Here is a 25,576-nt window from a genome sequence, read left to right as displayed (position 1 = left end):
CATCAGCCCAGCACGATCGGATCGAACACCTTGCTGAAGTCCTGCTGCTCCTCGGCGGTGTTGAACCCGACGTAGTAGTGCAGCTTGGCGTAGTCGGCCTCGCCGGGGAACACCAGCGGGCTCTCCGCCACCGACTCCAGGTACGCCTTGTCCTCGCCGGTCAGCGCGGCGGCGTGCTTGCGCATCGCGGCCTGCGCGGCCGGCACCGGGCACACGTAGTTGATGTACTCCGCGAGGGTGGCGGCGTTCTCCACCTCGTAGAAGAAGTCCATCAGCATGATCGCGTCGACCGGGTTGGCGGCGGTGATCGGAATGGCCATGTTGTCGGTCCAGATGGTGCCGCCCTCCTCCGGGATCACGAACTTGAAGTTCGTGCCGTCGGAGACGTTCTTCTGGAAGACGTCACCGGACCAGGCCTGGGTGATCCACACCTCGCCCTTGCCCAGCGCGTCGATGTAGCTCTGGTCGTAGTACTTGCGGACGATGCCGGCGTCCTTCTGCTCCTGGAGCTTGGCGGCCGCCTTCTTCCAGTCCGCCTCCTCCGACTTGGCCGGGTCCAGACCGGCCGCGAGCAGGCCGAAGTTGGCCAGCTCCTGCAGGTCGCTGAACATGCCGACCTTGCCCTTGAACGCCGGGTCCCACAGGTCGGCGAGCTTGGTGATCGGCCGGCCGGTCTTGGCCTCGTCGTAGGCGATGCCGGTGATGCCGGACGCCCACGGGATGCTGAACACGTTGCCCGGGTCGTAGGCCGACTGGGCGTAGGACTTGGCGGCGTTGGCGGCGTAGTTCGGCAGCTTCGAGTGGTCCAGCGGCGCCAGGAAGCCGGCGTCGCGGAACTGCCCGAACTGCATGCCGTTGGTGATCACCATGAGGTCGTAGCCGATCGACTGCCCGGCGGACAGCTGCGGCTGGACCTTGGCGAACCAGGGCCCCATCTCCTGGATGACCTCGTCGTACTTGACCGCGATCCCGGTCTTCTCGGTGAACTTCTTGAGCTCCGGCTTCTTCGGGTCCATGTAGAGCGGCCAGCCCGCGAAGTCGAGCTTGTTGTTCTGGACCTTGCCGCTCCAGAACTTGGCGACCGCGTCGGGCGCCGCGGAGGCGCCCGGCTTGCCCTTGCCTTCGACGCCGCACGCGGCGAGGAAGGCGCCCATCGCCGACAACCCACCGAGGCGCAGGGCGTCGCGGCGGCCGAGCCGCCGCTGCGTCACGCCTCGGAGGAGGGAGGGGTCCGGCTTACTGGTGGGGAACAACTTCAGACTCCGATCGGGTACGAGTGCTGCGGGGCCCAGGTGAGGAAGACGCGCTCGCCGCGCGAGGCGACGTCCTCGGCATCGTGAGCATTCTGATCGAACACCACGAAGTCTGATCCAGCGGAGGTCGCCACTGTGTAGTTCGTCGATGTCCCGTGGTACACGACCTCGGTGACCACACCGGAGATGATGCTGGTCGTGTTGCTGTGCGGCATCGTACGGTGCAGGTCGATCTTCTCCGGGCGGATCGACACCTCGAGCTTGTGCCCGGGCTGCACCGCTCCGCCGACCGGGACGAGTACCCGCTCGCCGGGGGCGAAGTCGAGGACCGCCAGACCGTTGTCGGCCCAGCTGACCTGACCGTCGATGAGGTTGGAGGTGCCGATGAAGCCGGCCACGAACCGGCTCGCCGGCTTCTCGTAGATCTCGCGCGGCGAGCCGAGCTGCTCGATCAGGCCGGCGTTCATCACCGCGATCCGGTCCGACATGGTCAGCGCCTCGCCCTGGTCGTGGGTCACGTAGACGAAGGTGATGCCGACCTCGCGCTGGATCCGCTTGAGCTCGACCTGCATCTGCTGGCGCAGTTTCAGGTCGAGGGCGCCGAGCGGCTCGTCGAGCAGCAGCGCCCGCGGGTGGTTGACCAGGGCCCGGGCCAGCGCGACCCGCTGCTGCTGACCACCGGACATCTCCCGGGGCTGCCGCTTCTCCATGCCGGTCAGCGAGACGATCTCGAGCATCTCGCCGACCCGTCGCTTGATCTCGCTCTTGGAGATCTTCTTGCGCTCCAGGCCGAAGGCCACGTTCTGCAGCACGTTGAGGTGCGGGAAGAGCGCGTACGACTGGAAGACCATGTTGACGTCACGCTTGTTCGGCCCGACGTCGGTGACGTCCTTGCCGTCGAGGAAGACCTTGCCCGCGGTGGGCTCCTCGAAGCCCGCGATCATCCGCATGGTGGTGGTCTTGCCGCAGCCGGAGGGCCCGAGCAGCGAGAAGAACTCCCCCTGTCCGATCGCCAGATCCAGACTCTTGACGGCGGGCACCGCCTCACCGTGCGACAGGTAGTCCTTGCGCACGCCGACGAACTCGATCGCCGGGTGCCCGGCGTGCTGCCCGGAACCGGGCGGCGCGCTGGTGGCGTGGTGCGGGGGAGAAGTGGTCATCTATCACCTCTGAGGCGGTTATTCAAAAAAGGGGGCGGCGGGAGTCAGCCGTTGAAGCTCATCACGTGCTTGATCCGGGTGTACTCCTCGAAGCCGTACATCGAAAGGTCCTTGCCGTAACCGGAGTGACCGTAGCCGCCGTGCGGCATCTCGGAGACGAACGGGAGGTGCGTGTTGATCCACACCGCTCCGAAATCGAGACGGCGCGAGACGCGCATCGCCCGGCCGTGGTTCTGCGTCCAGACACTGGCGCTGAGCCCGAACCGTACATCGTTGGCCCAGCGCACCGCCGCGTCCTCGTCGGTGAAGCTCTGCACGGTGATGACCGGGCCGAAGACCTCGTCCTGGATCATCTCGTCCTGCTGCCGCAGACCGGTGACGACGGTCGGCTCGAAGAAGTATCCCCGGTCCCCGATCCGGTTGCCGCCGGCCACCACCTCGGCGTGGTCCGGCGTCCGGGCCAGGAAGCCGGTGACCCGGTCGAGCTGGTTGACGTTGTTGACCGGGCCGAAGTAGGCGCCGGTGTCGGACGGGGCGCCGACCCGGGTGTTCTTGGCCGCGGCGGCGAGGGCGGCGGTGAACTCGGCGGCGATCCGCTCGTGCACCAGCACCCGGGTGGCGGCGGTGCAGTCCTGGCCGGCGTTGAAGTAGCCGGCGCCGGCGATCGCCTCCGCGGTCGCCGCGATGTCCACGTCGTCGAAGACCACGACCGGCGCTTTGCCGCCGAGCTCGAGGTGGACCCGCTTGAGGTCGGGGGCGGCGGCCGAGGCCACCTCCATCCCGGCCCGGGTGGAGCCGGTGATCGACACCAGCTGCGGCACCGGGTGCGACACCAGCGCACGGCCGGTGTCCCGGTCGCCGCAGACCACGTTGAGCACGCCCGGCGGCAGGAACTCGGCGGCGATCTCGGCGAGCAGCAGGGTGCTCACCGGGGTGGTGTCCGACGGCTTCAGGACCACCGAGTTACCGGCCGCGATGGCGGGCGCGAACTTCCAGACCCCCATCACCATCGGATAGTTCCACGGCGTGATCTGTGCGCACACGCCGATCGGCTCACGGCGTACGAAAGAAGTGTGGTCCCGCAGGTACTCCCCCGCGGACTTGCCCTCCAGGACGCGTGCCGCGCCGGCGAAGAAGCGCAGCTCGTCGAGGAGCGGGCCGAGCTCCTCCTGCCGGGTCGCCTCGACCGGCTTGCCGGTGTTGCGGCACTCGGCCGCGATCAGCTCCTCGCCGCGGGCCTCGACCGCGTCGGCGATGCGCAGCAGCGCCCGCTGCCGCTCGGCGGGCGTGCTGTCCCGCCAGGTCTCGAACCCCGTGGCGGCGGCCGCCACCGCCGCCTCGACGTCCTGCGCCGAGGAGACGGGCGCACTCGCGTACGCCTCCCCGGTGCTCGGGTCGACGACCGGCGAGGTGATCCCGTCCACGGTGCCGGTGTACGACCCGTTGACGAAGTTGCGTAGCACGGGACTATCGGTGCTCACAGGGATTTGACCTTCCGATCGTGATGCCGGGTTCGCACCCGGACAGGGGGGAGGTTGTCACACGAGAGAGCGTGCGGGCAAGGGAATCCGAAGTAATTTCCAAGCCTGAAACGGAATCAGAACTTCGAGCCCGGCCCGAACGACGAAAACCGGGGTTTCAGGCGGTGTAGAAGCTGTCCGCGACGCTCAGCGCCTCGTCCAGGATCGACAGACCTTCCCGCACCTCGCCGGCCGTGGTGGTGCAGGGCGGCACGACGTGGATCCGGTTGAAATGGGTGAACGGCCAGAGCCCGCGTTCCTTGCAGGCCGCGGCCACCTGGTTCATCGGCGCGGCGGCGGCGCCGGCCGCGTTGAACGGCACCAGCGGCGTCTTCTTCGCCCGGTCGGAGACCAGCTCGATCGCCCAGAAGACGCCGAGGCCGCGGACCTCGCCGACGCTCGGGTGCTTCTCGGCCAGCGCGGCCAGTTCCGGGCCGATCACGTCGTCACCGAGCGCGCGGGCGTGCTCGATGATCCCCTCCTCCTTGAAGATCTGCATCGACGCGACTGCCGACGCGCAGGCGAGGGGGTGCCCGGAGTAGGTGAGGCCACCGGGGAACGGCCGCTCGCGGAACGTCGCGGCGATCTCGTCGGAGATCACCACACCGCCCAGCGGCAGATAGCCGGAGTTGACGCCCTTGGCGAAGGTGATCAGGTCGGGGGCGACACCCCACCGGTCGATCGCGAACCACTCGCCGCACCGGCCGAACCCGGCCATCACCTCGTCGGCGATGAAGACGATGCCGAACTCGTCGCAGATCTCCCGCACACCGGCCAGGTAGCCGGGCGGCGGGACCAGGATGCCGTTGGTGCCCACCACGGTCTCGAGCAGGATCGCGGCGATGGTGGCCGGCCCCTCGAAGACGATCGTGTCGCGCAGGTGCGCCAGGGCGCGCTCGGTCTCCTGCTCGGGCGACTCCGAGTGGAACGGCGACCGGTACGGGTACGGCCCCCAGAAGTGCACCACGCCGATCGCCACCGGCTCGTTCGGCCAGCGGCGCGGGTCGCCGGTCGCGGTGATCGCGGTGGCCGTCGAGCCGTGATAGCTGCGGTAGGTGGAGAGCACCTTGTGCCGGCCGGTGTGCAGCCGGGCCATCCGGATGGCGTTCTCGTTGGCCTCGGCGCCGCCGTTGGTGAAGAACACCTTGTTCAGGTTGGCCGGGGCGACCTCGGCGATCATCCGGGCCGCCTCGCCGCGCTTGTCGTTGGCGAAGGCCGGCTGGATGGTGCAGAGCTTGGCGGCCTGCTCCTGGATCGCCTCGATCATCCGGGGGTGCTGGTGCCCGATGTTGATGTTGACGAGCTGGGACGAGAAGTCGAGATACTTCCGGCCGCTGTAGTCCCAGAAGTAGCTGCCCAGCGCTTTCTCGATGGGCAGCGGGTCGATCAGGCCCTGAGCGGACCAGGAATGGAAGACGTGGGCGCGATCGTCGGCGCGCACCTGGGAATCAGTGCTCACAGGAACATCCTCACCGGGTCTGCGGGAAGCCGAGGTCGATCGCCGAGGTTCCCGGGTCGGGCCAGCGCGAGGTGACGACCTTGCTGCGGGTGAAGAAGTGGATGCCGTCCGGGCCGTACATGTGGGTGTCGCCGAACAGCGACGCCTTCCAGCCGCCGAACGAGTAGTAGGCGACCGGCACCGGGATCGGCACGTTCACCCCGACCATGCCGGCGTTCACGTCGAACTGGAACTGCCGGGCGGCGCCACCGTCGCGGGTGTAGATGGCGGTGCCGTTGCCGTACTCGTTGGCGTTGACCAGCTCGACGGCTTCGGCGTAGGTGTCCACGCGGACGACGGAGAGCACCGGCCCGAAGATCTCGTCGGTGTAGACCGTCATGGACGGGGTCACGTTGTCGAGCAGGGTGGCGCCCAGGAAGAATCCCTTGTCCGAGATTTCTGACAAACGGCCATCCGCGACGACGGAAGCCCCCTCGGCAGCGCCGGCCTCGATGTACCCGGCGACCTTGTCCCGGTGCTGCGCGCTGATCAGCGGGCCCATCTCCGACGACGGGTCGGAGCCGTCCCCGATCTTGATCTTCGGCAGGCGGGCCGCGATCGCCTCGACCAGCGGGTCGGCGATGTCACCGACGGCCACCACCACGGAGATCGCCATGCAGCGTTCACCGGCCGCGCCGTACCCCGCGCTGATCGCCGCATCGGCGGCCGCGTCCAGCTCGGCGTCCGGCAGCACGATCATGTGGTTCTTGGCGCCGCCGAGGGCCTGGACCCGCTTGCCGTGCGCGGTGCCGGTCTCGTAGATGTACTTGGCGATCGGGGTGGAGCCGACGAAGCTGACCGCCGCGATGTCCGGGTGGGTCAGGAGCGCGTCGACCGCCTCCTTGTCGCCGTGCACGACGTTGAAGACGCCGTCCGGCAGGCCGGCTTCCTTCCACAGCCGGGCCAGGAACAGCGACGCGGACGGGTCCTTCTCGCTCGGCTTGAGCACGAACGCGTTGCCCGCGGCGATCGCGGTGGCACACATCCACAGCGGCACCATGGCCGGGAAGTTGAACGGGGTGATGCCGGCGACCACGCCGAGCGGCTGACGGATCGAGTACACGTCGACGCCGGTGGCGGCCTGCTCCGAGAAGGAGCCCTTCATCAGGTGCGGGATGCCGGTGGCGAACTCGACGTTCTCCAGGCCGCGGGCCACCTCACCGGCGGCGTCGGCGAGCACCTTGCCGTGCTCGGTGGTGATGATCTTCGCCAGCTCGCCGGTGTTCGCCGCGAGCAGCTCCCGGAACTTGAAGAGCACGGCGGAACGCTTGGACAGCGACGCCTCGCGCCACTCCTTGGCGGCGTCCTTGGCGACGGCCACCGCGGCGGCGACCTCGCCGGTCGAGGCCAGGTCGACCGAGGCGATCTGCTCGCCGGTGGCGGGGTTGAAGACCGGGCCGACCCGGCCGGACTCGCCGGCGCGCTCCGCGCCGCCGATCCAGTGCGCGATGTGATTCATGGGCTGGACATTATGTGACGACCCTAGACCAAACAATGCCCTCGTTGTACTGTCACAAAAATGCCCGGGCTTTTTACCTGCGTGAAAGAACGACTCGCGGATTCCAGCGCCCGCGGTCTGGCCGAGGCGGTCAGCCGGGCCGTCGGCGACGGCGCATTGCCGGGCGGGACCAAACTGCCGCCGGTCCGGTCGGTCGCGACCGAACTGCACCTGTCGCCCAGCACGGTCAACGCAGCGTGGCAGCTGCTGCGGCGGGCCGGCACCATCCGGACGGACGGGCGGCGCGGAACGGTCGTCGCCACTCCCGGCGCGGGCGGACCGGGCCGCTACCGGGCAGCGCTACGGCAGACCTCCGGCTTCGGGCTCGACCTGTCCACCGGGGTTCCCGACCCGCGGCTGCTGCCGCCCATCCCGGCGCTGTACGGGCTCTCCCCCGCGCCGACCAGCTACCTCGACGAGCCGGTGCTGCCCGAGCTGGGGGCGCTGCTGCGGGAGCGGTGGCCGTACCCGGCGGAGCGGCTGGCGATCTTCGACGGGGCGATGGACGCGGTCGACCAGGTGGCGTCGGCGCTGCTGCGCCTCGGGGACCTGGCCGTGGTGGAGAACCCCTGTTTCCCGCCCCTGCTCGATCTGCTCGAGGTGCTCGGCGTACCGGTGATCGGGGTCGGCACCGACGAGCTGGGCATGCTGCCGGGCCAGCTCGAAGCCGCGATGGCGCGACGGCCCGCCGCGGTCTTCCTCCAGCCGCGCGCGCTGAACCCCACCGGTGCGTCGTGGTCACCGTCGCGGGCGGGCGCACTCGCCGCGGTGCTTGCGCAACACCCGTCGGTGTACGTGGTGGAGGACGATTCGGCCGGCGATCTGGCCTCCGGGCCGCTCTGTTCTCTCGGGACGCATCTGCCCCGACAGGTCGTACACGTGCGCAGTTTCTCCAAGTCGCACGGCCCGGACCTGCGGCTGGCCGCGGTCAGCGGGCCGGCCACGGTCCTCGACCCGATCCTCGAGCGGCGGCTGCTCGGCCAGGGCTGGACCAGCCGGCTGCTGCAACATCTGCTGCTCAGCTTGTTGACCGACCCGGCGTCGGTGACGGCGGTGCGGGCCGCACGCGACGAGTACGCCCGACGTCGTCACCTGATCACTTCCGGTCTGGCGGCCGCGGGCATCGCGCTGCCGCCGGGCGAGGGCCTGAACATCTGGCTGCCGGTGGCGGACGAGCAGGCCGCGCTGCTGAGCCTGGCCAGCGCCGGCATCGGGGCGGCGGCGGGCACAGCGTTCGCGGTGGGTCCGGCCGGAGAGTCCCACTTACGGGTGACCGTTGGGCTCGTGGCCACCGACCACGCAGAGGTAGCAACGCAGCTCGCACGGGCCGCCGAAGCAGCAACGCCCGGAATCTTTCGTTGACCAACGCCTACTAGGCATGTGACAGTGTCCGCATGAGCGCATGCGAGACTCGAACCATGAGCCTGGACGAGCTTCTGAAATCCGGCGGCCCCTGGACTGAGCAGGAATTCCTCGCGCTCGACAAGACGGCGACCCGAGTCGAGCTGATCGATGGGAGCATCCTGGTGAGTCCGGCACCGCACCGGCGCCATCAAGACATCTCGGCCAGACTCTGGATGTCTTTGTTCGCCCCCGCTCAGGCCGCCGGCCTGAGCGCCCGGCAAGCCGTCAACGTGCGACTGGGCCCCCAGACGATCGTGATCCCGGATCTTGTGGTCGAGACGGCGCGCGACGGGGGCGTCGTCGAAGACGCTTCAGGCGTCGTTCTGGCCTGTGAGATCACCTCACCGAGCAACGTCATGACCGACCGGATCGGTAAGAAGCTGTTCTACGCCGACGCGAGAATCCCGTGGTATCTGCTCGTCGAACCCGACTTCGCCGACTACACGACGGTCTCACTGCATTTGTTCCGGCTGGAGGGCAAGAAGTACACCGTCCATGCGGTCGCCCGGCCTGGCGAAACCCTCAGCTCGGCCGAGCCGTTTCCGTTCAAGATCCATACCAGCGACCTGAGCGACTTCTAGATCAATCAGCGGGGACGAAGCTGTCGAAGACCAGCTGCAAGTCGTCTTTCGCCCCGGCCCACGCTGCGTCGCTGGTCTGCCAGTAAAAGCCGTAGGCCTTGTCGTCGGCGACCACCACGCCCCGGTTGTTGACGTGCTGCCGCACACCGTTGCGGCTGAACGTGAACTCCCAGTCGGCCGCCTTGCGGAAATAGGGCACCGACTCGATCTTGATCTCGCGGTATCCGGGGAAGTCGCCCCGGTCCACGCGGTAATCCGACTGGCTGCGCCAATCCGCCACCGGATCCGACTTCGGCCGGTCGGTCTGGTCGATGCCGAGCACCTTGCCGTCGCCGCGGAAGTACACCATCGTCCCCTCTTTCGAGCGTTTCCAGCCCGAGGGGACGTACACCTCAAAACCTGTCGCATCGCGATAGTCGCGCCACCCGGCCGGGAGGTCCGGCCTCGCGCCCGCCGCTCCCCCGTCCGGTGACGCCGGCGCGTTCTCGGTGGGCCGGGTCGCGCTCGGCGCCGCACCGGTCGAACTGCTTCCGGTCGGGCCGGCCCCGGTCGGGCTCGTCCCGGGCTGCACCACGGGGTCCGGGCCGGCCGATCGGGTCACACCCGGTTGCCCGCGCTGCGCGGCCGGATCCTCCGGATCCTGGTCCGCCACCAGCCACACGGCGCCCGCCGCGACCAGCGCGGTCAGGGCGGCAGCCCCAGCAAGCAGCGCACGCCGGGGTGTCTTGGGCTGCGCAGGCTGGGGCGCACGGTCGCCGTCGGTTTTCGGTACGGGGAGAAGCTGCGTCCCCGCATTCCGGTCCGAGCCGTCGCCCGGCTCTTGCGGTCCTTGCGGCTCCTCCTGGTCTTCCGGCTCTTCCTGCGTGCCGGGCGCGGGCCCCCAGGATCTCTGCGGCTCCTCGTCCGCCAGGTCCGCGATGATCCGCCGGAGCAGGCTGTCCGCGTCCTCGGCCTCCATCCGCGCGGCCGGATCCTTGCGGAGCAGGCCGTCGAGCAGCGGCCGCAGCGCGCCGGCCCGCTGCGGTGGTTCCGGCTCCTCGGTGGTGAGCGCGGCCAGCGTCGCCATCGTCGACCCCCGCTGGAAGGGCGCCCGTCCCTCCACCGCCGCGTACAGGGTCGCGCCCAGCGACCACAGATCCGCCTCCGGACCGCCGGCCCCGGTCTGCGCCCGCTCCGGCGCCATGAACTGCGGCGACCCGACGAGCACGTCCGACCGGCTGATCACCGCGTCGTCGTCGACGGCCGCGATGCCGAAGTCGCTGAGCAGCACCCGCCCGTCGTCGGCGAGCAGGACGTTGGCCGGTTTCACGTCCCGGTGCTGCACGCCCACCCGGTGCGCGGCCCGCAACGCGGAAAGCAGGTCCAGGCCGATGCGGGCCACCCGGTACGGTTCCAGCGGCCCGTCGTCCTGCACGACCTGGCGCAGCGAGCGGGACGGCACGTACTCCATGACGATCCAGGTGCGGCCGTCCAGCTGAAGCACGTCATACACCTGGACCACACCGGGATGGCTGAGCCGCGCCGCCGCCCGGGCCTCCCGCAGCGTGCGCCGCGCCGCGGCGTCACCGTCCTCCGCCGTCGGCTGGTCGATCTCCTTGACCGCGACGTCACGTTCCAGGACCTCGTCGCGGGCCAGCCACACCTCGCCCATGCCGCCCCGGCCCAGCAGGGCAGCAAGCCGGTACCTCCCGGCGAGCAACGCTGGCGCATCGGACATGGCCACCGTTATACCCGGAAGCCGCTTCCGTAACGCGAGCCAAGTTCATCGCCCGGTTTCGCGGCCGCTTCTTACCCGGCTGCCGCCGCTTCTCACCCGGTCGCGCTGCTCCTCACCGGCGCCGCGGCCCCTTTCTTACTCGGCCGCGGCTCCTCCCGCCGCGCTTCCTCAGTCGGCCGCCGGGCGGCGCACCAGGCGGGCCGCCGGGAGGGTGGCCGCGGCCAGTGCGCACAGCAGGCAGAGCAGGACGGTCCCGGCGGTCACCGGCCAGGAGATCAGGACGGGTACGTGGTGACCCACCTGCTCGCTGAGCGAACGTGCCGAGCCGGCCACCGCGAGCATTCCCGCACCCCCGCCGAGCAGGGTCCCGATCGCCACCACGCAGGTGGTCTCCAGGGCGATCGCCCGCAGCACCTGCCGCCCGGACGCGCCGGACAGGCGCAACACCCGGTAGTCGGGGCGGCGGTGGCGGGCGGTCATGAGCAGGGTGTTGGTGACCGCGAGTGCTCCGGCCCCGGCCGAGACAGCGAGGAGCAGCAGGGTGAAGATCCCGATCAGCCGGTCGTCCTCGGCTTCCGCCTGCCGGGCCAGGTCGGCCGGGGCGGCGATCCGCGCGCCGAGACCGGCGGGGCCGGGCGGAGCGGGATAGACAGCGGGCGCCAGCGCCGACGGGTCGTGCCGGCGCGCGGTGTCCCGCGAGATCACCAGATCCGCGGCGAACGGACCGTCAGGCGGAGCTCCGGTCACCCGCAGCGTCTCAGTCGCGCCGTCGGCGTAGGTGACGGTGATTGCCGATCCGTCGCTTGCGCCGCCGGCATCAGCCGATCCATCGCCAGCACCGGCGTCAGCCGATCCGTAACCTGCGCCGGCGGCGGCTGATCCGGAAAGCCCGGCGCCGACCAGTGCAGTTCCGGCAGGGACGCGGTCGGCGCCGATCGTCACGACCGCGCGGCCATCGACGTACACGGTGGTGTCCAGAGGCGCACGGCCCGCCGCCGCGTCGCTGAGGCCGGGCGTCCCTGAAGGGACCAGGACCTGCCCCGGCGGGACCGTGTCGCTGCGCCGGGCGTCGAACGCGGCGGCCCCCGTCTGCACCGTCCCGGTGACGAAGACGGCGAAGGCCACGGTGAACAGGACCGGCGCGGCGGTGGACGCGGTGCGGCGGACCGCGGTGCGGGCGCTCTCCCGGGCCAGCGTCGCGATGATCCCCTTCAGCGGGGCGAGCAGGAAGCGGATCAGGGCCGGCACCACCGCCGGGGCGAGCAGGGCCGCCGCGGCGATCAGCGCCATCGCACCCATCAGGGCATAGGTGCCGAGGTCCCGGAGGCTGCCGGAGGTCGCTGCCGCGATGCCGGCGCCGGCCGCAGCGGCGAGGGCGGCGAGGCCCGCGGTCCAGCGGGCCCGGCTCATCGCACGCGGTTCGACCTCGGCGACGCGCAACGCTTCGAGGGCGCCGACCCGGGAGACGCGGCGGGCCGCCACGGCGGCGCCGGCCAGCGAGATCAGCGGGCCCGCCAGGAACGCGACAGCCAGCACCCAGGGCTGCCAGAGGACGGCATATCCGTACGGCTCCAGGCCGGCACGGACCAGCGCCGGCGCCAGCACCAGGGCGATCAACGACCCGATCAGTACGCCCACCGCAGCCGCCCCAGCCCCGAGGAGCAGCGCCGACCGGTGCAGCATCGACCGGATCTGCCGCGGTGTCGCCCCGACCGCACGCAGCAGACCGATCTCGCGGCGGCGCTGGTTCACCTCGTACGCGGCGGTCGAGGCGACCAGGAAGATCGCGGCGAACCCGGCGACGGCTGCGGTCCCGCTGAGCACCTGCATGCCGATCCACCGCAGCCGGGCGTCGGCGCGCGGCTCGGCGGCTCCCCGCTGGTCCCCGGTCAGCACGCGACCCTCGGCGCCGACGACGGCCCGCACCGCGGCGGTATCGAAATCGCCGGTGACGGCCATCGCGCGTACCCCGGGCCCCAACCGTGCCGCGATGTCCTCCGCGACGTGGACGCCGGGACGGTCGGTGTGCCCGCTGACCTGCCACTGCACCGGCCCGGCGCCGGTGAGCACGGTGATCGGGGCACCCACCGGGATGCCGAGGTCCCGGTTCACGACCGCCCCGCCGGGGTCGGCGCCCGGCCACGCGTGCCCGCGGGTGCTGCCGGCCACCGGGCGGCCGTCCACCACCGGCTGGGCGTAGAAGTCGCGGTCCACGGTCACGCCGGTCACCCCGGGCACCGCCCGGATGCGGTCCGCCAGCGACTGTACGGTCGCCGCCGTCCACGGCACCGGCTCGGCGAACTCGTCCGGCCGGTTGTCCGCTGCCGGGCTCGCCACCACGGCGGCGGCGCCGGCGAACCGGTCCGGTACGCGGGGCCGGGCGGACGTGAGCAGCAGCAGGAACGTCGTGACCAGCACGGTGCCGAGCACGACCGCGACGAAGCTCCCGATCCGGTCCCGGGTCAGCACGTCCGCTCCAGCATGGTCATCCGCTCGGCGACACCGGCCGCGTCGGCGCCGGTCAGCTCATCGGTGATCCGCCCGTCGACCAGCAGCACCACCCGGTCGGCGGTCGCGGCGGCCACCGGGTCGTGGGTGACCATCACGACGGTTCGCCCGTGCCGGTCCACCAGGGTCCGCAACAGGGTCAGGACCTGGTGCGACGTACGGTTGTCGAGCGCACCGGTCGGCTCGTCGGCGAAGAGCACGTCCGGCCGGGTGAACAGGGCCCGGGCGATCGCGACCCGCTGCTGCTGGCCGCCGGAGAGCTCACGGGGACGATGCCCGGCCCGGTCCGCCAGGTCGACCTCGGCCAGCGCTGCGCGTACCCGGTCGCCGTCGGCGCGCCGCCCGGCGAGCCGTAGCGGCAGTGCCACGTTCTGCGCCGCGGTCAGCGAGGACACCAGGTTGAAGTCCTGGAAGACGAACCCGACCCGGTCCCGGCGCAGCCGGGTGAGCTCGTTCTCGCCGAGGTCGCCGAGGCGGGTGCCGGCGATCGTCACGGCGCCCGTGGTGGCCGGTTCGAGGCCGGCCGCGCAGTGCAGCAGCGACGACTTGCCGGAGCCCGAGGGGCCCATCACCGCGGTGAACGTGCCCTCGCCGAAGCGGGTGCTCACCCTGTTCAGCGCGGTCACCGGGCCGGCGCCGCCGTCGTATCGTTTGGTCACTTCGTCCAGCACGACTGTCATGCCCCGACGATGGCGGCGCGGCGGCGAGAAGTCGTCCAGCCGTGGTGTGGCTCGTCCGGCCGTACGTCATCCCCTGGTCTGACCGCCCGTGGGTGGAGGCGTTCATCCACGCATCTGGTTACGCTCCGGCCTGTGCCCGTACCGTCGCTGCTTCTGAAACGGCTCGGCCCGGCGGCGCAGTGGATGCTGGACCTGCTGATCGCCGCGTCGGCCGGCCTGCTGTGCTGGTTCGCGGCTGTCGAGTCGCCCGGCCCCGGCTGGCGGGCCGTGCTCACCGGCGTCGCCCTCGGCGCGCCGCTGATCCTCCGCCGACGGTGGCCCGGCACAGTGGCCGTCACCATCGGTGCGGCCGCCGGCATCGCACTTGCCACCGGCATCGTCGCGGACTACGCCTCGCCCGCCCTCATGGTCGCCGCCGGCGTCGCGGTCTACACCGCCGGCCTGCAGGTTCCCGGACGCCGAGGCGCGGTGTTCGCGCTGGTGGCGACCGCGCCGGTGCTGGCCGGCATGGCCTCCGCGGCGGCCGACGGCCCGGGGCTGGGCGGGATCGCCTTCGTCGTGCTGGTGTGCGGGGCGAGCTGGGCGGTCGGATGGACGCTGCGGGAGCGGCGCCGGCAGTTCGAGCAGACCGCGGCGCAGAGCACCGCACGGGCGGTAGCCGAGGAACGGCTGCGGATCGCCCGGGAGATGCACGACGCGGTCGGGCACAGCTTGAGCCTGATCGCGGTGCAGGCAGCCGTCGCCAACCACGTTGCCCGGCAGCGCCCGGAAGAGGCGGTCGCCGCCCTCGAAGTGATCGAGTCGGCCAGCAAGGGCGCCCTCGCCGAGCTGCGGCGCACGGTCGGCGCGCTGCGCACCGAACCCGACTTCGGGGTGCCGCCGACCCTGCAGGAACTGGGGAAACTCGCGGATCGCGCGGAGTCGGCCGGGGTCACGGTACGCCTGGACGTCCGCGGCGGCGACGACCTGCCGGAACCGGTGGCGCTCGCCGCGTACCGGATCGTGCAGGAGTCTTTGACGAACGTGATGCGGCACGCCGCCCCGGCCGAGTGCCGCGTCGACGTGGAGAGCACCGGTGACCGGCTGCGGATCGAGGTCACCGACGACGGCACCCGGCGCCCACCACCGGCGCCCGACGGGACCGGGCTGGCCGGGATGCGGGAGCGGGTCGCCGCGTACGGTGGCACGTTCGACGCGGGACCGCGGTCCGGTGGCGGCTTTACGGTCGTCGCCACCCTGCCGTACGGGGCCGTCCCGTGACCGCCGATCCGGTCCGCGTGCTCATCGCCGACGACCAGGCGCTGCTGCGGGCCAGTTTCCGGCTGCTGATCGACACCACCCCGGAGCTGGTAGCGGTCGGCGAGGCGGGCAACGGCGCGGAAGCGGTCCGGCTGGCCCGGCAGGAACAGCCGGACGTGGTGCTGATGGACATCCGGATGCCCGACCTGGACGGCATCGAGGCGACCCGCCGGATCTGCGGCGCCGGCCAGACCCCGGCGACCCGGGTGCTGATCCTGACCACGTTCGACTACGACGAGTACGTCTTCGCCGCGCTCCGGGCCGGCGCCAGCGGTTTCCTGCTCAAGGACGTGGCGCCGGCCGACCTGGTGACCGCGGTGCAGGTGGTGGCCGGCGGCGACGCCCTGCTCGCTCCGGCGATCACGCGCCGGCTGATCGCCCACTACGCCACCCTGCCGGAACCGTCGCCCGGCCGGCCCGCGACCGGCCTCGACCACGTCACCGAACGGGAACGGGAAGTGCTCGTCCTGATCGCCGGCGGCCTCTCGAACACCGAGATCGCCGAACATCTGCGGCTCAGCCTGGCCACCGTCAAGACCCACATCGGGCGGCTGCTGGCCAAACTGCACGCGCGCGACCGGGCCCAGCTGGTCATCGTCGCCTACGAGACCGGGCTGGTGGTGCCGGCCCGCTAGCCTGACCGGCATGCAAGATCATGAGGTGGCGATCGCGGCTGCGGCGGCCGGCGCGGCCGAAGTTCAGGCACGGTACGGCGGTGAGCTCGCACGGGTGGCGAAAGGCGGCGGCGACTTCGCCACCTCGGCGGACCTCGCTGCTGAGCGGGCCGTCCTCGACGTGTTGCGGGCTCAGCGGCCGGGCGACGCGGTCACCGGCGAGGAAGGCGGGGCTCAAGGACCGGCCGGGGCGGCCCGGCGGTGGCTGGTGGATCCGCTTTGCGGGACGTTGAACTACGCCGTGCGTACGCCGCTGGTCGCCGTGAACGTCGCCCTGCGTGACGGCGCGGACGTGCGGGTGGCCGCTGCCGCCGACCCGTTCGCCGGCGAGATCTTCTGGACCGACGGGGTTGTCGCCCGGGTCCGCCGGGCTGACGGGACCGATCACGTGCTCACGCCGTCAGCGGAGTCGGCGCTGGTGGACGTCAACCTGGACCCGCCGTACCCGCGGCATCCGGCGTTGCTGCTGGCCGACCCGGCCTTTGCGGAACGGTTCCGGCCGCGGGTGCTCTCCACCACCCTCGCCCTGCTCTGGGTGGCGGACGGGCGGCGGGCCGCCTACGTCACGTACGGCGATCTGCGGGAAAGCGTGCACTTCGCCGCCGGCATCGCCATCTGCCGGGCCGCGGGCTGCGTCGTCACCGGCATCGAGGGCCAGCCTCTGCACACCGGCCCCGGCGGTCTGCTGGCCGCCGCCGACCTTCCCACGCACGCAGCCCTTTATCCCATGCTCAAACCCTGACCCCATCCCTCCTTTCCTGCCCCCTCGCTTCCTGCACGCCGATCAGCCCCGCCGTCAGCCACTCATCCCGGCTGGCGCTGACGGCTGCTTCGCGAACGCTGAAACAGTCCTGAGCGCCAGCCGAGGGCCTGCATGGGCCCCGGGTGGGTGCGTTGGAAACCCCCGAGTAGGCCCGCGGTCGCGGGGGTAGGCGGGGACTGTGCGCCGCGCGTACATCGGAAAAGCGCGAGCGGAACGCTTAGGCCTGATTAGTGGGGGTTTGCGGGGGTACCTCTGCAGCGGACAACCGTGCAGGACGGAGGGGACGATGACCCACACAGACGCACGAACCGAGGCTTCCACCGCGCAACTGGTCAGCCAGCTCAGCGAACAGGTGACCACGCTCGTCCGCGACGAGCTGGCCCTGGCCCGCCTCGAGATGACGGAGAAGGGCAAGAAAGCCGGCAAGGGCGCCGGCCTGCTGGGCGGGGCCGGAGTGATCGCCCTGTACGGGGTAGGCGCCCTCTTCGTCACGATCGGCGCAGCACTCGCGCTGGTCATGCCGGTCTGGGCAGCCGCGCTGATCGTGACCGTGGCCCTGTTCGCCACGGCCGGGATCGCCGGGATGATCGGCAAGAAAGAGGTGCAGCAGGCGGTCCCACCGGCGCCCGAAGCCGCCATGGCCAGCGGCCGCCGCGACGTCGATGCGCTGATGACCGCGGCCCGCCACGGGAGGCATTCGTGAGCACGTCTACGAACCGCAACAGCGACACCCCGAAACCAGGCCCGGGACCGCAGAACCGGACCGGTACGGGCCAGAGCCGCACCGACCCCAAGCCAGCTCCCCCGGGCCGGAACCGCACCGACGCGCGGCCGGGCCCCAGCGGACAGGCCAAGTCCGGCCCCACGCCGGCGAAGCCCCACCGCGACCAGCAGGGGACGACGCACGACGCGAAGAAGACGGCTTCCGCAAAGCCGGGAAGCGCTTCCGGCACGCCGGGCAATTCCGGCGCGAAGTCCGGCACGGCGACGAACTCCGGCCAGAGCGCAAACACTGGCATGGCCGGCAGCTCGGGCCACAGCGGAACCCTCGGCACAGCCGGCAAGTCGGACCATGGCGCAGGCACGCTGTACAGCTCCGGGCACAGCGCAGCCACTGGCACAGCGGGCAAGCACGAAGGCACCGAAACCCGTCCGGACAAACCAGGTCCGGTCGCTACGAGCGCCGGCAAATCGACGCCGCAGCACATCGGCGGCGTTCCGAACAACGAGGCGGCAGCCGGTCAGCAGAAGACGCCCGCCGGCATTGACCGGGGCGCCGCCGGGCAGTCGGCATCGAGTTCCGGTCCCGCGAGCGGCGGTTCGGGACGGGCAGGCGAGAACGCCACCGGCAAGACTGGACCGAGTGCCGCCGGGAACGCTGGGTCAGTGACGGCCCCCGGGCCGGGTACAGCCGGTCACGCAAAGCCGGCGCCGAGCGGCAAGGCTATGCCCCACCCGGCAAGTGCCGGAGCGGCCACCCCGATCGCCACCAGCAACGCCACACCGAGCAAGCCCGACGCCGCCAAGACAACGCCGAGCCCCGCAGGCGCTGCAACAGCTCCGAGCCCCGCAGGCGTTGCAACAGCTTCGAGCCCCGCAGGCGCTGCAACAGCTTCGAGCGCCACCGGCAACGCCGCACCGAGCAGGCTCGAGGCCGGCAAGGCAACGCCGAGCCCGACTGGTGGCAGCTCGCCGAGTACGGCCGGCGCCGGGAAGGGGGCGCCGGGTCCCAGCCCTTCGGCGGTCAGCGACACCAGGCCGACAAAGGGTGCGGGCAGCAGCGCCGTGGCCTCCGGTGAGAGCACCGAAGCGGCTGCCGCCGAGCGGGCCGAGGAGCCTTCGAAGCGAGGCGACCCCGGAGCCAAGCCGGCGACCGGGCAGGCGGGCACCTATCTGACCACGCCCGTACACACCGAGACCGAGATGCCGAAGAGCGCACCACATCCGTACGTCCAGGAAGGCACGGCTACCGCCGGCGACGACGGGGGTACGCCCGATCGCGCGGAAGAACTCAAGGCCGAGATCGAGCGTACGCGTGCCGAGATGGGTGAGACCGCCGCTGCCCTGGCCGCCAAACTGGATGTGCCCGGCCGGGTCAAGCAGTCGGCCGCCGAGACCGGGGCTCATCTGGCCAAGTCGGCCGCCGACACCGGCACACACCTGGCCAAATCCGCCGCCGACACCGGCACACACCTGGCCAAATCCGCCGCCGACACCGGCACACACCTGGCCAAATCCGCCGCCGACACCGGCACACACCTGGCCAAATCCGCCGCCGACACCGGCACACACCTGGCCAAATCCGCCGCCGACACCGGCACACACCTGGCCAAATCCGCCGCAGACACTGCGAACCGCGCCGGTGCCGCGCTCGGCTCGGTCCCGCGCCGGGTCTCCGCGGACCCGCAGCGCTTCGCCATGATCGGCGCCGCCGTCGCCGCCGCGGCAGCCGGCATCGTGCTGATCCGCCGCAACCGCCCGCGGCGCCGCTGATTGCCCGTGGGTCTCGCCGTCTGGCGAGACCCACGGAAGGCACCCGCCCCGGGCCGGTCCGCGTCGCGCAAACCAGCAACCCGCCGCAGCAGGCCGCTGCAGCAGCGACCCGCCGCAGCCAGCCGCCGCAGCGGCGACCCGCCGCAGTGACCCACCGCAGTGACCCCCCCGCAGTGACCCGTCGCGCCGCGAGCCCACGGCAGGCTGGAGGACGCCGCCCCTCGACGCGAGTTGCAAGATCGCGGCGGGTGGGCGCCGACCGTCCATGCTTGCGGCGCCACCCCAAACATTTCGGCACACACTTATCCGCGGGCTGTCCGACACTTTGATTCGCCGGCCGTCCGGCGCTCTGACTTGATCTGAGAAGGCCGCCGCGGAGGTTCGGGCCGGGCGAGATCACGGCGGGACGGCGGCGCAGCGCGCGGCCGCCCCCGCCCGGGCCACAGCACGTGGCCGACGCCTCGGGCTCAGCCGGGGCAGTGCCCAGGTCATGGCCGGGCACGGTGGGCGGTCCCGCATCGAGCCCACACCGCAGCCCGGGATCGGATCGCGGTGTGGCACGCGCCGGCGCGCAAATGAAGCGGCAGCATGCGGCTCAATGTGTTGAAACGTCTCACCCAACCGGGCCGGGCAGAGCGGGCCACCTAGCGGGTGGGTCTCGCAGACCGGGCGGAGTCAACTCTTGACCACGCGCTAACTGGCTCGTAACGTGAGTCACACCTCGGATAGAACGTTTCAAGAGCCCTTACAACAGGAGGCGTCATGCGTCCTCGGTTCGCTGCTGCCGTCGCGCTCACCGCGACGGCCGCCATAGCTCTCACCGGCTGCACCAAAAAGAACGAGACCGACTCTGCCGGCGGCACTGATGCCGGCAGCAAGACCTACAAGGTGGCCTTCGTCCCGAAGCTGCAGGGCGTGCCCTACTTCGAGGCGATGAACGCGGGCGGCAAGGAAGCCGCCGCCGCGATGGGCAACGTCGAGTGGCTGTACCAGGGGCCGACCCAGGCCGACGCCGCGGCGCAGGCCGATATCGTGCGCTCCTACATCCAGCAGAAGGTCGACGCCCTGATCGTCGCGCCGAACGACCCGGACAGCATGGCCCCGCTGCTGCAGCAGGCCAAGGACGCCGGCATCCACGTCGCGACCGCCGACACCGACGCGCCGAGCAGCGTCCGTGAGGTCTTCGTCAACCAGGCCACCGCCGAGGGCATCGGCACCGGCCTGACCGACGCGCTGCTCAAGGCGATGGGCGGCAAGGGGAAGTACGCGATCGTCTCCTGCGGCCAGACCGCCGAGAACCTGAACTCGTGGATCGAGGTGCAGAAGAAGGTCACCGCGGAGAAGTACCCGGACGCCGAGATCGTCGACATCGTCTACGCCGGTGAGGACCAGGCCAAGGCGACGCAGATGGCCACCGACCTGATGAACGCCCACCCCGACCTGACCGGTCTGGTCGGCGAGTGCACGTCGAGCGCGCCGGGTGTGGCGCAGGCGGTCAAGGACGCCGGCAAGATCGGCAAGGTCTTCACCGTCGGCCTGGGCACCCCGCAGGCGATGAAGCCGTACCTGCAGGACAAGTCGTCGACCGCCGCGATCCTCTGGGACGTGGAGAACCTCGGCTACCTGACCGCGTGGGCCGGCGCCCAGATCGCGCAGGGCAAGTCGTTCGAGGCCAAGAACAACGTCTCCAGCGAGCTGTCCGCGGTCGAGTACACCGAGGCGGACAAGATGCTGCTCCTCGGCCCGGCTCTGGAGATCACCGACCAGAACGTCGACCAGTTCAACTACTGATGACCGACAACAACGAAACCCCCCGGCTGCGCCTGACCGCTATCAGTAAGCGGTTCGGCGCGGTTCGGGCCATTCAGCACGGCGATTTCACGGTACGGGCGGGCAAGGTCCACGCTCTCGTCGGTGAGAACGGCGCGGGCAAGTCCACGATGATCAAGATCATCGCGGGGGCGGAGACCGCCGACACCGGCGAAGTCGAGTGGGACGGCGCCCCGGTGCGGATCCACTCCACCACCGACGCGATCGCCCTCGGCATCGCGACCGTCTACCAGGAGCCGCAGCTCTTCGCCGAGCTGACCGTCGCGGAGAACATCTTCCTCGGCAAGGAGCTCAAGAAGAGCGGAAGAGTCGACTGGGCCGCGCAGAACGAGCGGGTCGTCGAACTCCTCGAGCTGCTCGGCCTGCCGGCGAAGTACGCGACCGCCACGGTCGGCGACCTATCGATCGCCGAGCAGCAGCAGGTCTCGATCGCGAAGGCGCTCTCCGGCGACGCGAAGGTGCTGATCCTGGACGAGCCGTCGGCGATCCTGACCGACGCCGAGATCGAGGTGCTCTTCGACGTGGTCCGGCGGCTGACCGCCTCCGGTGTCGCGGTCATCTACATCTCGCACCGGCTGGACGAGCTGTTCCGGATCGCCGACGAGGTCACTGTCATGCGTGACGGCAGGACCATCGGGACGTACCCGATCGGTGATCTGAGCGTGCGGCAGATCGCCCACCTGATGGTGGGTGAGGAGCTCTCCGACGCCCGGCCGCACCGTGAGGTCCCGGAGGGACCGGCCGTGCTGGAGCTGCGCGGCCTGACCCGCGCCGGCAAGTTCCGCGACGTCGACGTGGCCGTCCGCAAAGGCGAGATCGTCGCCCTGTACGGGCTGGTCGGCAGCGGTGTCTCGGAGATCGCCGCCTGCATCTACGGCATCGACCGGGCCACCGGCGGCGAGCTGAGGCTGGACGGCGCCACCGAGACCTTGAAGTCCCCGGAGGACGCGCAGAAGAAGGGCGTCGCGCTTCTCCCGGCGAACCGCAAGCTCGAGGGCATGTTCGGCTTCCAGTCGATCGCCTTCAACATCTCCGCGGGTCACCTGAAGCTGCTGTCGCGGTTCGGCATGTTCATCGACCGGGCCCGCGAGACGAAGGTCGCGACCGGCCTGATCCAGCGGCTCGCGGTGAAGACGCCGAGCGAGCGGCAGCCGGTGAACGCGATGTCCGGCGGCAACGCGCAGAAGGTGGTGCTGGCCCGGCAGCTGGTGGAGCGGCCGAAGGTGCTGATCCTGGCCGAGCCGACCCAGGGTGTCGACGTCGGCGCCAAGGAGGAGATCCACCGGATCATCACCGAGCTGGCCGAGGAGGGCACCGCGGTGCTGGTGGTCACCTCGGACCTGCCGGAGGCGCTGCGCATCGCGGACCGCATCCAGGTGGTGCGCGGCGGGACCACGACCGAGGAGTTCGGCCCGGACGCCAAGCAGGTGGACCTGCTGGCGGCGGCCGCGGGAGGAAGCGAATGAGCGTCACGACGGCGGAGAAGCCCGCCGTGCGAACCAAGCAGAAGGTGCTCCCTCCCCCGGTCACCGGCCAGGAGATCGTGCTGGTCGGCGTGATCGCGATCCTGTGGGTGGCGCTCTGGGCCAGCACCCCGGCGTTCATGACCGCCGGCTCGATCCAGCCGCTGCTGGTGGCGACCGCGCCGGTGGCGCTGGTCGGCGTCGGCATGACCATCGTGATCATCACGGGTGGCATCGACGTCTCGGTCGGCGCGGCCATCATGGTGTGCTCGGTGCTGACGGCGAAACTGCTGGTCGAGGCCGAAGTCAACCTGGCCGTGGCGGTGCTCGTCTCGGTCGCGGCCGGTGGCCTGCTCGGGCTGATCAACGGCGTGCTGATCGCGTACGGCCGCGTGCACGCGATCATCATCACCTTCGGTACGGCGAACCTGTTCCTCTTCCTGGGCCTGCAGATCTTCGGCTCCGGAACGGTGAACGGGATCCCCGGGACCCTCGCGTTCTTCGGGCGCGGCCAGGACGGGCGGACGTTCGGCGTACCGCACGCGTTCCTGATCACGCTGCTGATCACGGCGGCGGCCTGGTGGTACCTGCGGCACACCGCGGGCGGCCGGCACTTCTTCGCCATCGGCGGCGACGCGCAGGCGGCCCGGCTGGCGGGCGTACGCGTCCAGCGCCGCGTCCTGCTCGCCTACGTGCTCACCGGCCTGCTCGTCGGCCTGGCGTCCTGCTTCGTGATCGCGCAGGGCACCTCCACGCTCGACCAGTCCGTCGGCTCCGGCAAGGAACTCGCCGTGATCGCCGCCGTCGTCATCGGCGGCACCTCGATCATGGGTGGCCGCGGCTCGGTGCTCGGCACCCTGCTCGGCGCCCTGCTGGTCCAGTCGGTCGCCTCCGGCGTCACGCAGCTGGGCTGGAGTTCGCAGCTCTCCGACCTGTTCGTCGGCATCTTCATCATCGTGGCGGTCGGTGCCGACCTGCTGCGCGCCCGGGCGAGGAGGTCCCGATGACCGCGACAGCGGCGCCGGTCCGGCAGCGGCCGGACATCCTGAAGATCCTCCTCACCCAGCGGATCCCGCTTCTGGCGGTGCTGATCGTGCTGGTCGTGGTGACGTTCTTCATCAACGACGCGGGCGGCTACCTGACCGCGCCGTACGACTTCGACTACATGTCCGCCGCCCTGATCAACGCGGTCCCGCTGGCCATGCTCGGCCTCGCCGAACTCCTGGTGATCCTCTCCGGGCGCGGCGGCATCGACCTCAGCGTCGGCGCGATCGTGAGTCTCGCCGGCATGGTGTTCGGCTTCGGGTACGGCGAGTGGGGCTGGCCGCTGTGGATGGCGATCCTGGCCACCGCAGGGTTCGGCGCGCTGTGCGGCGCGGTCAACGGGTTCCTGGTGTCCTACATCGGATTCCCGGCGCTGATCGCGACCCTGGCGACGTACTACGCGTTCAAGTCGATCGCCATCGTGATCAACAGCCAGCAGCCGATCAGCACGCCGCCGATCCAGGACCTGTTCTCGCTGAGCAAGTCGGTGGAGCTGCCGCTATTCGGGCAGTACATCCCGGACGTACCCCTCGGGATCTTCACCTTCCTGCTGCCCACGGTCGTGGCGGTGTGGGTTCTGCTGGCGCGTACCGCGTACGGTCGCCGGCTCTATGCCATCGGCACCAACGACGTGGCGGCGCGCTGGTCCGGTCTCCCCGTGCGTGACACGCGTTTCAAGGCCTACGTCTACGCGGGCCTGATCTCCGGCCTGGTGGCCGTGGTGACCGTCGCGCAGTTCGCCTCGGCCCGCCCCGACGCGGGCGTCTCCGGCAGCGGCATGGCCCTGCCCGCCATCACCATCGCCGTGCTCGGCGGGGTGGCGATCACCGGCGGCATCGGCAGAGTGGCCGGCGTCGTCCTCGCGACCCTTCTCATCGTCTGGCTCAACGCCGGCATCCTGCTCGCCTTCGTCGGCAACGAGGGCGCGCAGTACCAGCTCCTCGCCCTGGGCACCGTCCTCGTCTTCGCGGCGCTGCTCAACGGGCTCACCAACCGACGGTACGGAGGTACCTCATGACCCGCCTCGACGAGCTCGACGACTTCACGGTCGAGGTCCCCAGCTGGGCGTACGGGAACTCGGGGACCCGGTTCAAGGTCTTCGGCCGGCCCGGGGTGCCGCGCAACCCGTACGAGAAGCTGTCCGACGCCGCGCAGGTGCACCGCCTGACCGGCCTGGCCCCGCGGGTCTCGCTGCACATCCCGTGGGACCTGGTCGACGACTGGACCGACCTGAAGGCGCACGCCGACAAGCTGGGCGTGAAGATCGGCGCGATCAACTCGAACCTGTTCCAGGAGGACGACTACCGGCTCGGCTCGCTGTGCCACCCGGACGAGGCGATCCGCCGCAAGGCCGTCGACCACCACCTGCAGTGCCTGGATGTGATGCGCCAGACCGGCTCGACCGACCTGAAGATCTGGCTGCCGGACGGCCTGAACTACGCCGGGCAGGACTCGCTGCGCGGCCGGCAGGACCGGCTCGCCGAGTCGCTGCGCACGATCTACGACGCGCTCGACGACAACATGCGGATCCTGCTCGAGTACAAGTTCTTCGAGCCGCACTTCTACAGCATGGACATCCCGGACTGGGGCACCTCGCTGGTGCACTGCCTGGCGCTCGGTGACAAGGCGACCGTGGTGCTGGACACCGGCCACCACGCGCCGGGCACCAACATCGAGTTCATCGTGATGCAGCTGCTGCGGGTGAACAAGCTGGGCGCGTTCGACTTCAACTCGCGCTACTACGCCGACGACGACCTGATCGTCGGCTCGGCGGACCCGTTCCAGCTCTTCCGGATCATGGCCGAGATCGTGTCGCAGGGCGCGCACCGGCCGGCGTCGGGCGTCAACTTCATGCTCGACCAGTGCCACAACATCGAGGAGAAGATCCCGGGCCAGATCCGCTCGGTCCTCAACGTCGAGCAGGCCCTCGCGAAGGCGCTGCTGGTGGATCAGGAGGCGCTCGCCGCCCAGCAGCGCGCCGGTGATGTGCTGGGGGCGCACGCGGTGCTGATGGACGCGTACGAGACCGATGTGCGCGCCGAGCTCGCGGACCGGCGCGAGGCCCGCGGCCTGCCGCGCGACCCGGTGAGGGCGTTCAACGACTCGGGGTACGCGGCGACCGTCGCCGCCGAGCGGGTCGGTGGCCAGCAGGCCGGCTGGGGCGCCTGAGCCAACTCCGGCAAGTCGGTGC

21 protein-coding genes are annotated in these 25,576 nt (G+C 70.8%); 12 read left to right on the top strand and 9 right to left on the bottom strand.

Going from position 1 to position 25,576, the window contains the following annotated elements:
* Positions 1-2: 2 nt before the first annotated feature.
* The 5 genes from OHA21_RS02500 to OHA21_RS02480 form a co-directional block, all read right to left on the bottom strand.
* A complete protein-coding gene (locus tag OHA21_RS02500) occupies positions 3-1,211 on the bottom strand; it encodes a polyamine ABC transporter substrate-binding protein (protein WP_328469687.1) in 1,209 nt (402 codons plus the stop codon).
* A gap of 44 nt (positions 1,212-1,255) precedes the next feature.
* Complete coding sequence (locus OHA21_RS02495) at positions 1,256-2,413, bottom strand: ABC transporter ATP-binding protein (RefSeq protein ID WP_328469685.1); 1,158 nt, start codon at positions 2,411-2,413, stop codon at positions 1,256-1,258.
* A gap of 44 nt (positions 2,414-2,457) precedes the next feature.
* Entirely contained in the window at positions 2,458-3,894 is a 1,437-nt protein-coding gene (locus OHA21_RS02490) for a gamma-aminobutyraldehyde dehydrogenase (protein ID WP_328469683.1), read from the bottom strand.
* 157 nt (positions 3,895-4,051) lie between these two features.
* Positions 4,052-5,392 carry an aspartate aminotransferase family protein gene (locus OHA21_RS02485; protein WP_328469681.1) on the bottom strand — a complete coding sequence of 447 codons (1,341 nt, stop codon included), beginning with the start codon at positions 5,390-5,392 and terminating at the stop codon, positions 4,052-4,054.
* Between the two features lie 10 nt (positions 5,393-5,402).
* Positions 5,403-6,890, bottom strand: coding sequence for a CoA-acylating methylmalonate-semialdehyde dehydrogenase (locus OHA21_RS02480; RefSeq protein ID WP_328469679.1), 1,488 nt, complete (start codon positions 6,888-6,890; stop codon positions 5,403-5,405).
* Between the two features lie 81 nt (positions 6,891-6,971).
* Between OHA21_RS02480 and OHA21_RS02475 the strand changes: the two genes are divergently transcribed.
* Positions 6,972-8,291 carry an aminotransferase class I/II-fold pyridoxal phosphate-dependent enzyme gene (locus OHA21_RS02475; RefSeq protein WP_328469677.1) on the top strand — a complete coding sequence of 440 codons (1,320 nt, stop codon included), beginning with the start codon at positions 6,972-6,974 and terminating at the stop codon, positions 8,289-8,291.
* A gap of 56 nt (positions 8,292-8,347) precedes the next feature.
* Positions 8,348-8,914: a Uma2 family endonuclease gene (locus OHA21_RS02470; protein ID WP_328469675.1), complete on the top strand. Its 567-nt coding sequence runs from the start codon at positions 8,348-8,350 to the stop codon at positions 8,912-8,914.
* A gap of 1 nt (position 8,915) precedes the next feature.
* On the opposite strand, the gene OHA21_RS02465 is transcribed toward OHA21_RS02470, so the two are convergent.
* From OHA21_RS02465 to OHA21_RS02455, 3 genes are all read right to left on the bottom strand, one after another.
* The gene (locus tag OHA21_RS02465) at positions 8,916-10,631 is read right to left on the bottom strand and encodes a serine/threonine-protein kinase (RefSeq protein ID WP_328469673.1); all 1,716 of its coding nucleotides are present in this window, start codon (positions 10,629-10,631) and stop codon (positions 8,916-8,918) included.
* A 168-nt stretch (positions 10,632-10,799) separates the two neighbouring features.
* Positions 10,800-13,100, bottom strand: a complete 2,301-nt coding sequence (locus tag OHA21_RS02460; protein WP_328469671.1) for an ABC transporter permease — start codon at positions 13,098-13,100, stop codon at positions 10,800-10,802.
* Positions 13,094-13,819: an ABC transporter ATP-binding protein gene (locus tag OHA21_RS02455; protein ID WP_328469669.1), complete on the bottom strand. Its 726-nt coding sequence runs from the start codon at positions 13,817-13,819 to the stop codon at positions 13,094-13,096. Before OHA21_RS02455 ends, OHA21_RS02460 begins: the two co-directional genes overlap by 7 nt.
* 132 nt (positions 13,820-13,951) lie before the next feature.
* Here OHA21_RS02455 and OHA21_RS02450 point away from each other — a divergent pair, with 132 nt between their 5' ends.
* The 4 genes from OHA21_RS02450 to OHA21_RS02435 all read left to right on the top strand — a co-directional run bounded on the left by OHA21_RS02450 (position 13,952) and on the right by OHA21_RS02435 (position 17,258).
* On the top strand, positions 13,952-15,079 hold the full coding sequence (locus OHA21_RS02450) for a sensor histidine kinase (RefSeq protein ID WP_328469667.1): 1,128 nt from the start codon (positions 13,952-13,954) through the stop codon (positions 15,077-15,079).
* Positions 15,076-15,753 (top strand): response regulator transcription factor, encoded by a 678-nt coding sequence (locus OHA21_RS02445; RefSeq protein WP_328469665.1) that lies wholly within the window; start codon positions 15,076-15,078, stop codon positions 15,751-15,753. The genes OHA21_RS02450 and OHA21_RS02445 overlap by 4 nt, the downstream gene beginning before the upstream one ends.
* A gap of 10 nt (positions 15,754-15,763) precedes the next feature.
* Positions 15,764-16,534, top strand: a complete 771-nt coding sequence (locus OHA21_RS02440) for an inositol monophosphatase family protein (protein WP_328469663.1) — start codon at positions 15,764-15,766, stop codon at positions 16,532-16,534.
* A 307-nt stretch (positions 16,535-16,841) separates the two neighbouring features.
* Entirely contained in the window at positions 16,842-17,258 is a 417-nt protein-coding gene (locus OHA21_RS02435; RefSeq protein ID WP_328469661.1) for a phage holin family protein, read from the top strand.
* 712 nt (positions 17,259-17,970) lie between these two features.
* Here the strand turns inward: OHA21_RS02435 and OHA21_RS02430 are convergent.
* A complete protein-coding gene (locus OHA21_RS02430) occupies positions 17,971-18,360 on the bottom strand; it encodes a hypothetical protein (protein WP_328469659.1) in 390 nt (129 codons plus the stop codon).
* Here OHA21_RS02430 and OHA21_RS02425 point away from each other — a divergent pair.
* The 6 genes from OHA21_RS02425 (at position 18,341) to rhaI (ending at position 25,554) form a co-directional block, all read left to right on the top strand.
* Entirely contained in the window at positions 18,341-19,048 is a 708-nt protein-coding gene (locus OHA21_RS02425; RefSeq protein WP_328469657.1) for a DUF3618 domain-containing protein, read from the top strand. The two genes, OHA21_RS02430 and OHA21_RS02425, sit on opposite strands and share 20 nt — an antisense overlap.
* Before the next feature lie 762 nt (positions 19,049-19,810).
* Positions 19,811-20,839 carry an autoinducer 2 ABC transporter substrate-binding protein gene (locus OHA21_RS02420; RefSeq protein WP_328469655.1) on the top strand — a complete coding sequence of 343 codons (1,029 nt, stop codon included), beginning with the start codon at positions 19,811-19,813 and terminating at the stop codon, positions 20,837-20,839.
* Positions 20,839-22,344: a sugar ABC transporter ATP-binding protein gene (locus tag OHA21_RS02415; RefSeq protein ID WP_328469653.1), complete on the top strand. Its 1,506-nt coding sequence runs from the start codon at positions 20,839-20,841 to the stop codon at positions 22,342-22,344. Before OHA21_RS02420 ends, OHA21_RS02415 begins: the two co-directional genes overlap by 1 nt.
* Positions 22,341-23,348, top strand: a complete 1,008-nt coding sequence (locus tag OHA21_RS02410) for an ABC transporter permease (RefSeq protein WP_328469652.1) — start codon at positions 22,341-22,343, stop codon at positions 23,346-23,348. The genes OHA21_RS02415 and OHA21_RS02410 overlap by 4 nt, the downstream gene beginning before the upstream one ends.
* Positions 23,345-24,403, top strand: a complete 1,059-nt coding sequence (locus OHA21_RS02405) for an ABC transporter permease (RefSeq protein WP_328469650.1) — start codon at positions 23,345-23,347, stop codon at positions 24,401-24,403. Before OHA21_RS02410 ends, OHA21_RS02405 begins: the two co-directional genes overlap by 4 nt.
* Positions 24,400-25,554: an L-rhamnose isomerase gene (rhaI, locus tag OHA21_RS02400; RefSeq protein WP_328469648.1), complete on the top strand. Its 1,155-nt coding sequence runs from the start codon at positions 24,400-24,402 to the stop codon at positions 25,552-25,554. The genes OHA21_RS02405 and rhaI overlap by 4 nt, the downstream gene beginning before the upstream one ends.
* Positions 25,555-25,576: the final 22 nt, after the last annotated feature.

Origin of the sequence: Actinoplanes sp. NBC_00393, assembly GCF_036053395.1 — a bacterium.
Taxonomy (GTDB): Bacteria; Actinomycetota; Actinomycetes; order Mycobacteriales; family Micromonosporaceae; genus Actinoplanes.
Note: the sequence above shows the minus strand (reverse complement) of the source record. Positions and strands in the feature narration are given on the sequence as shown.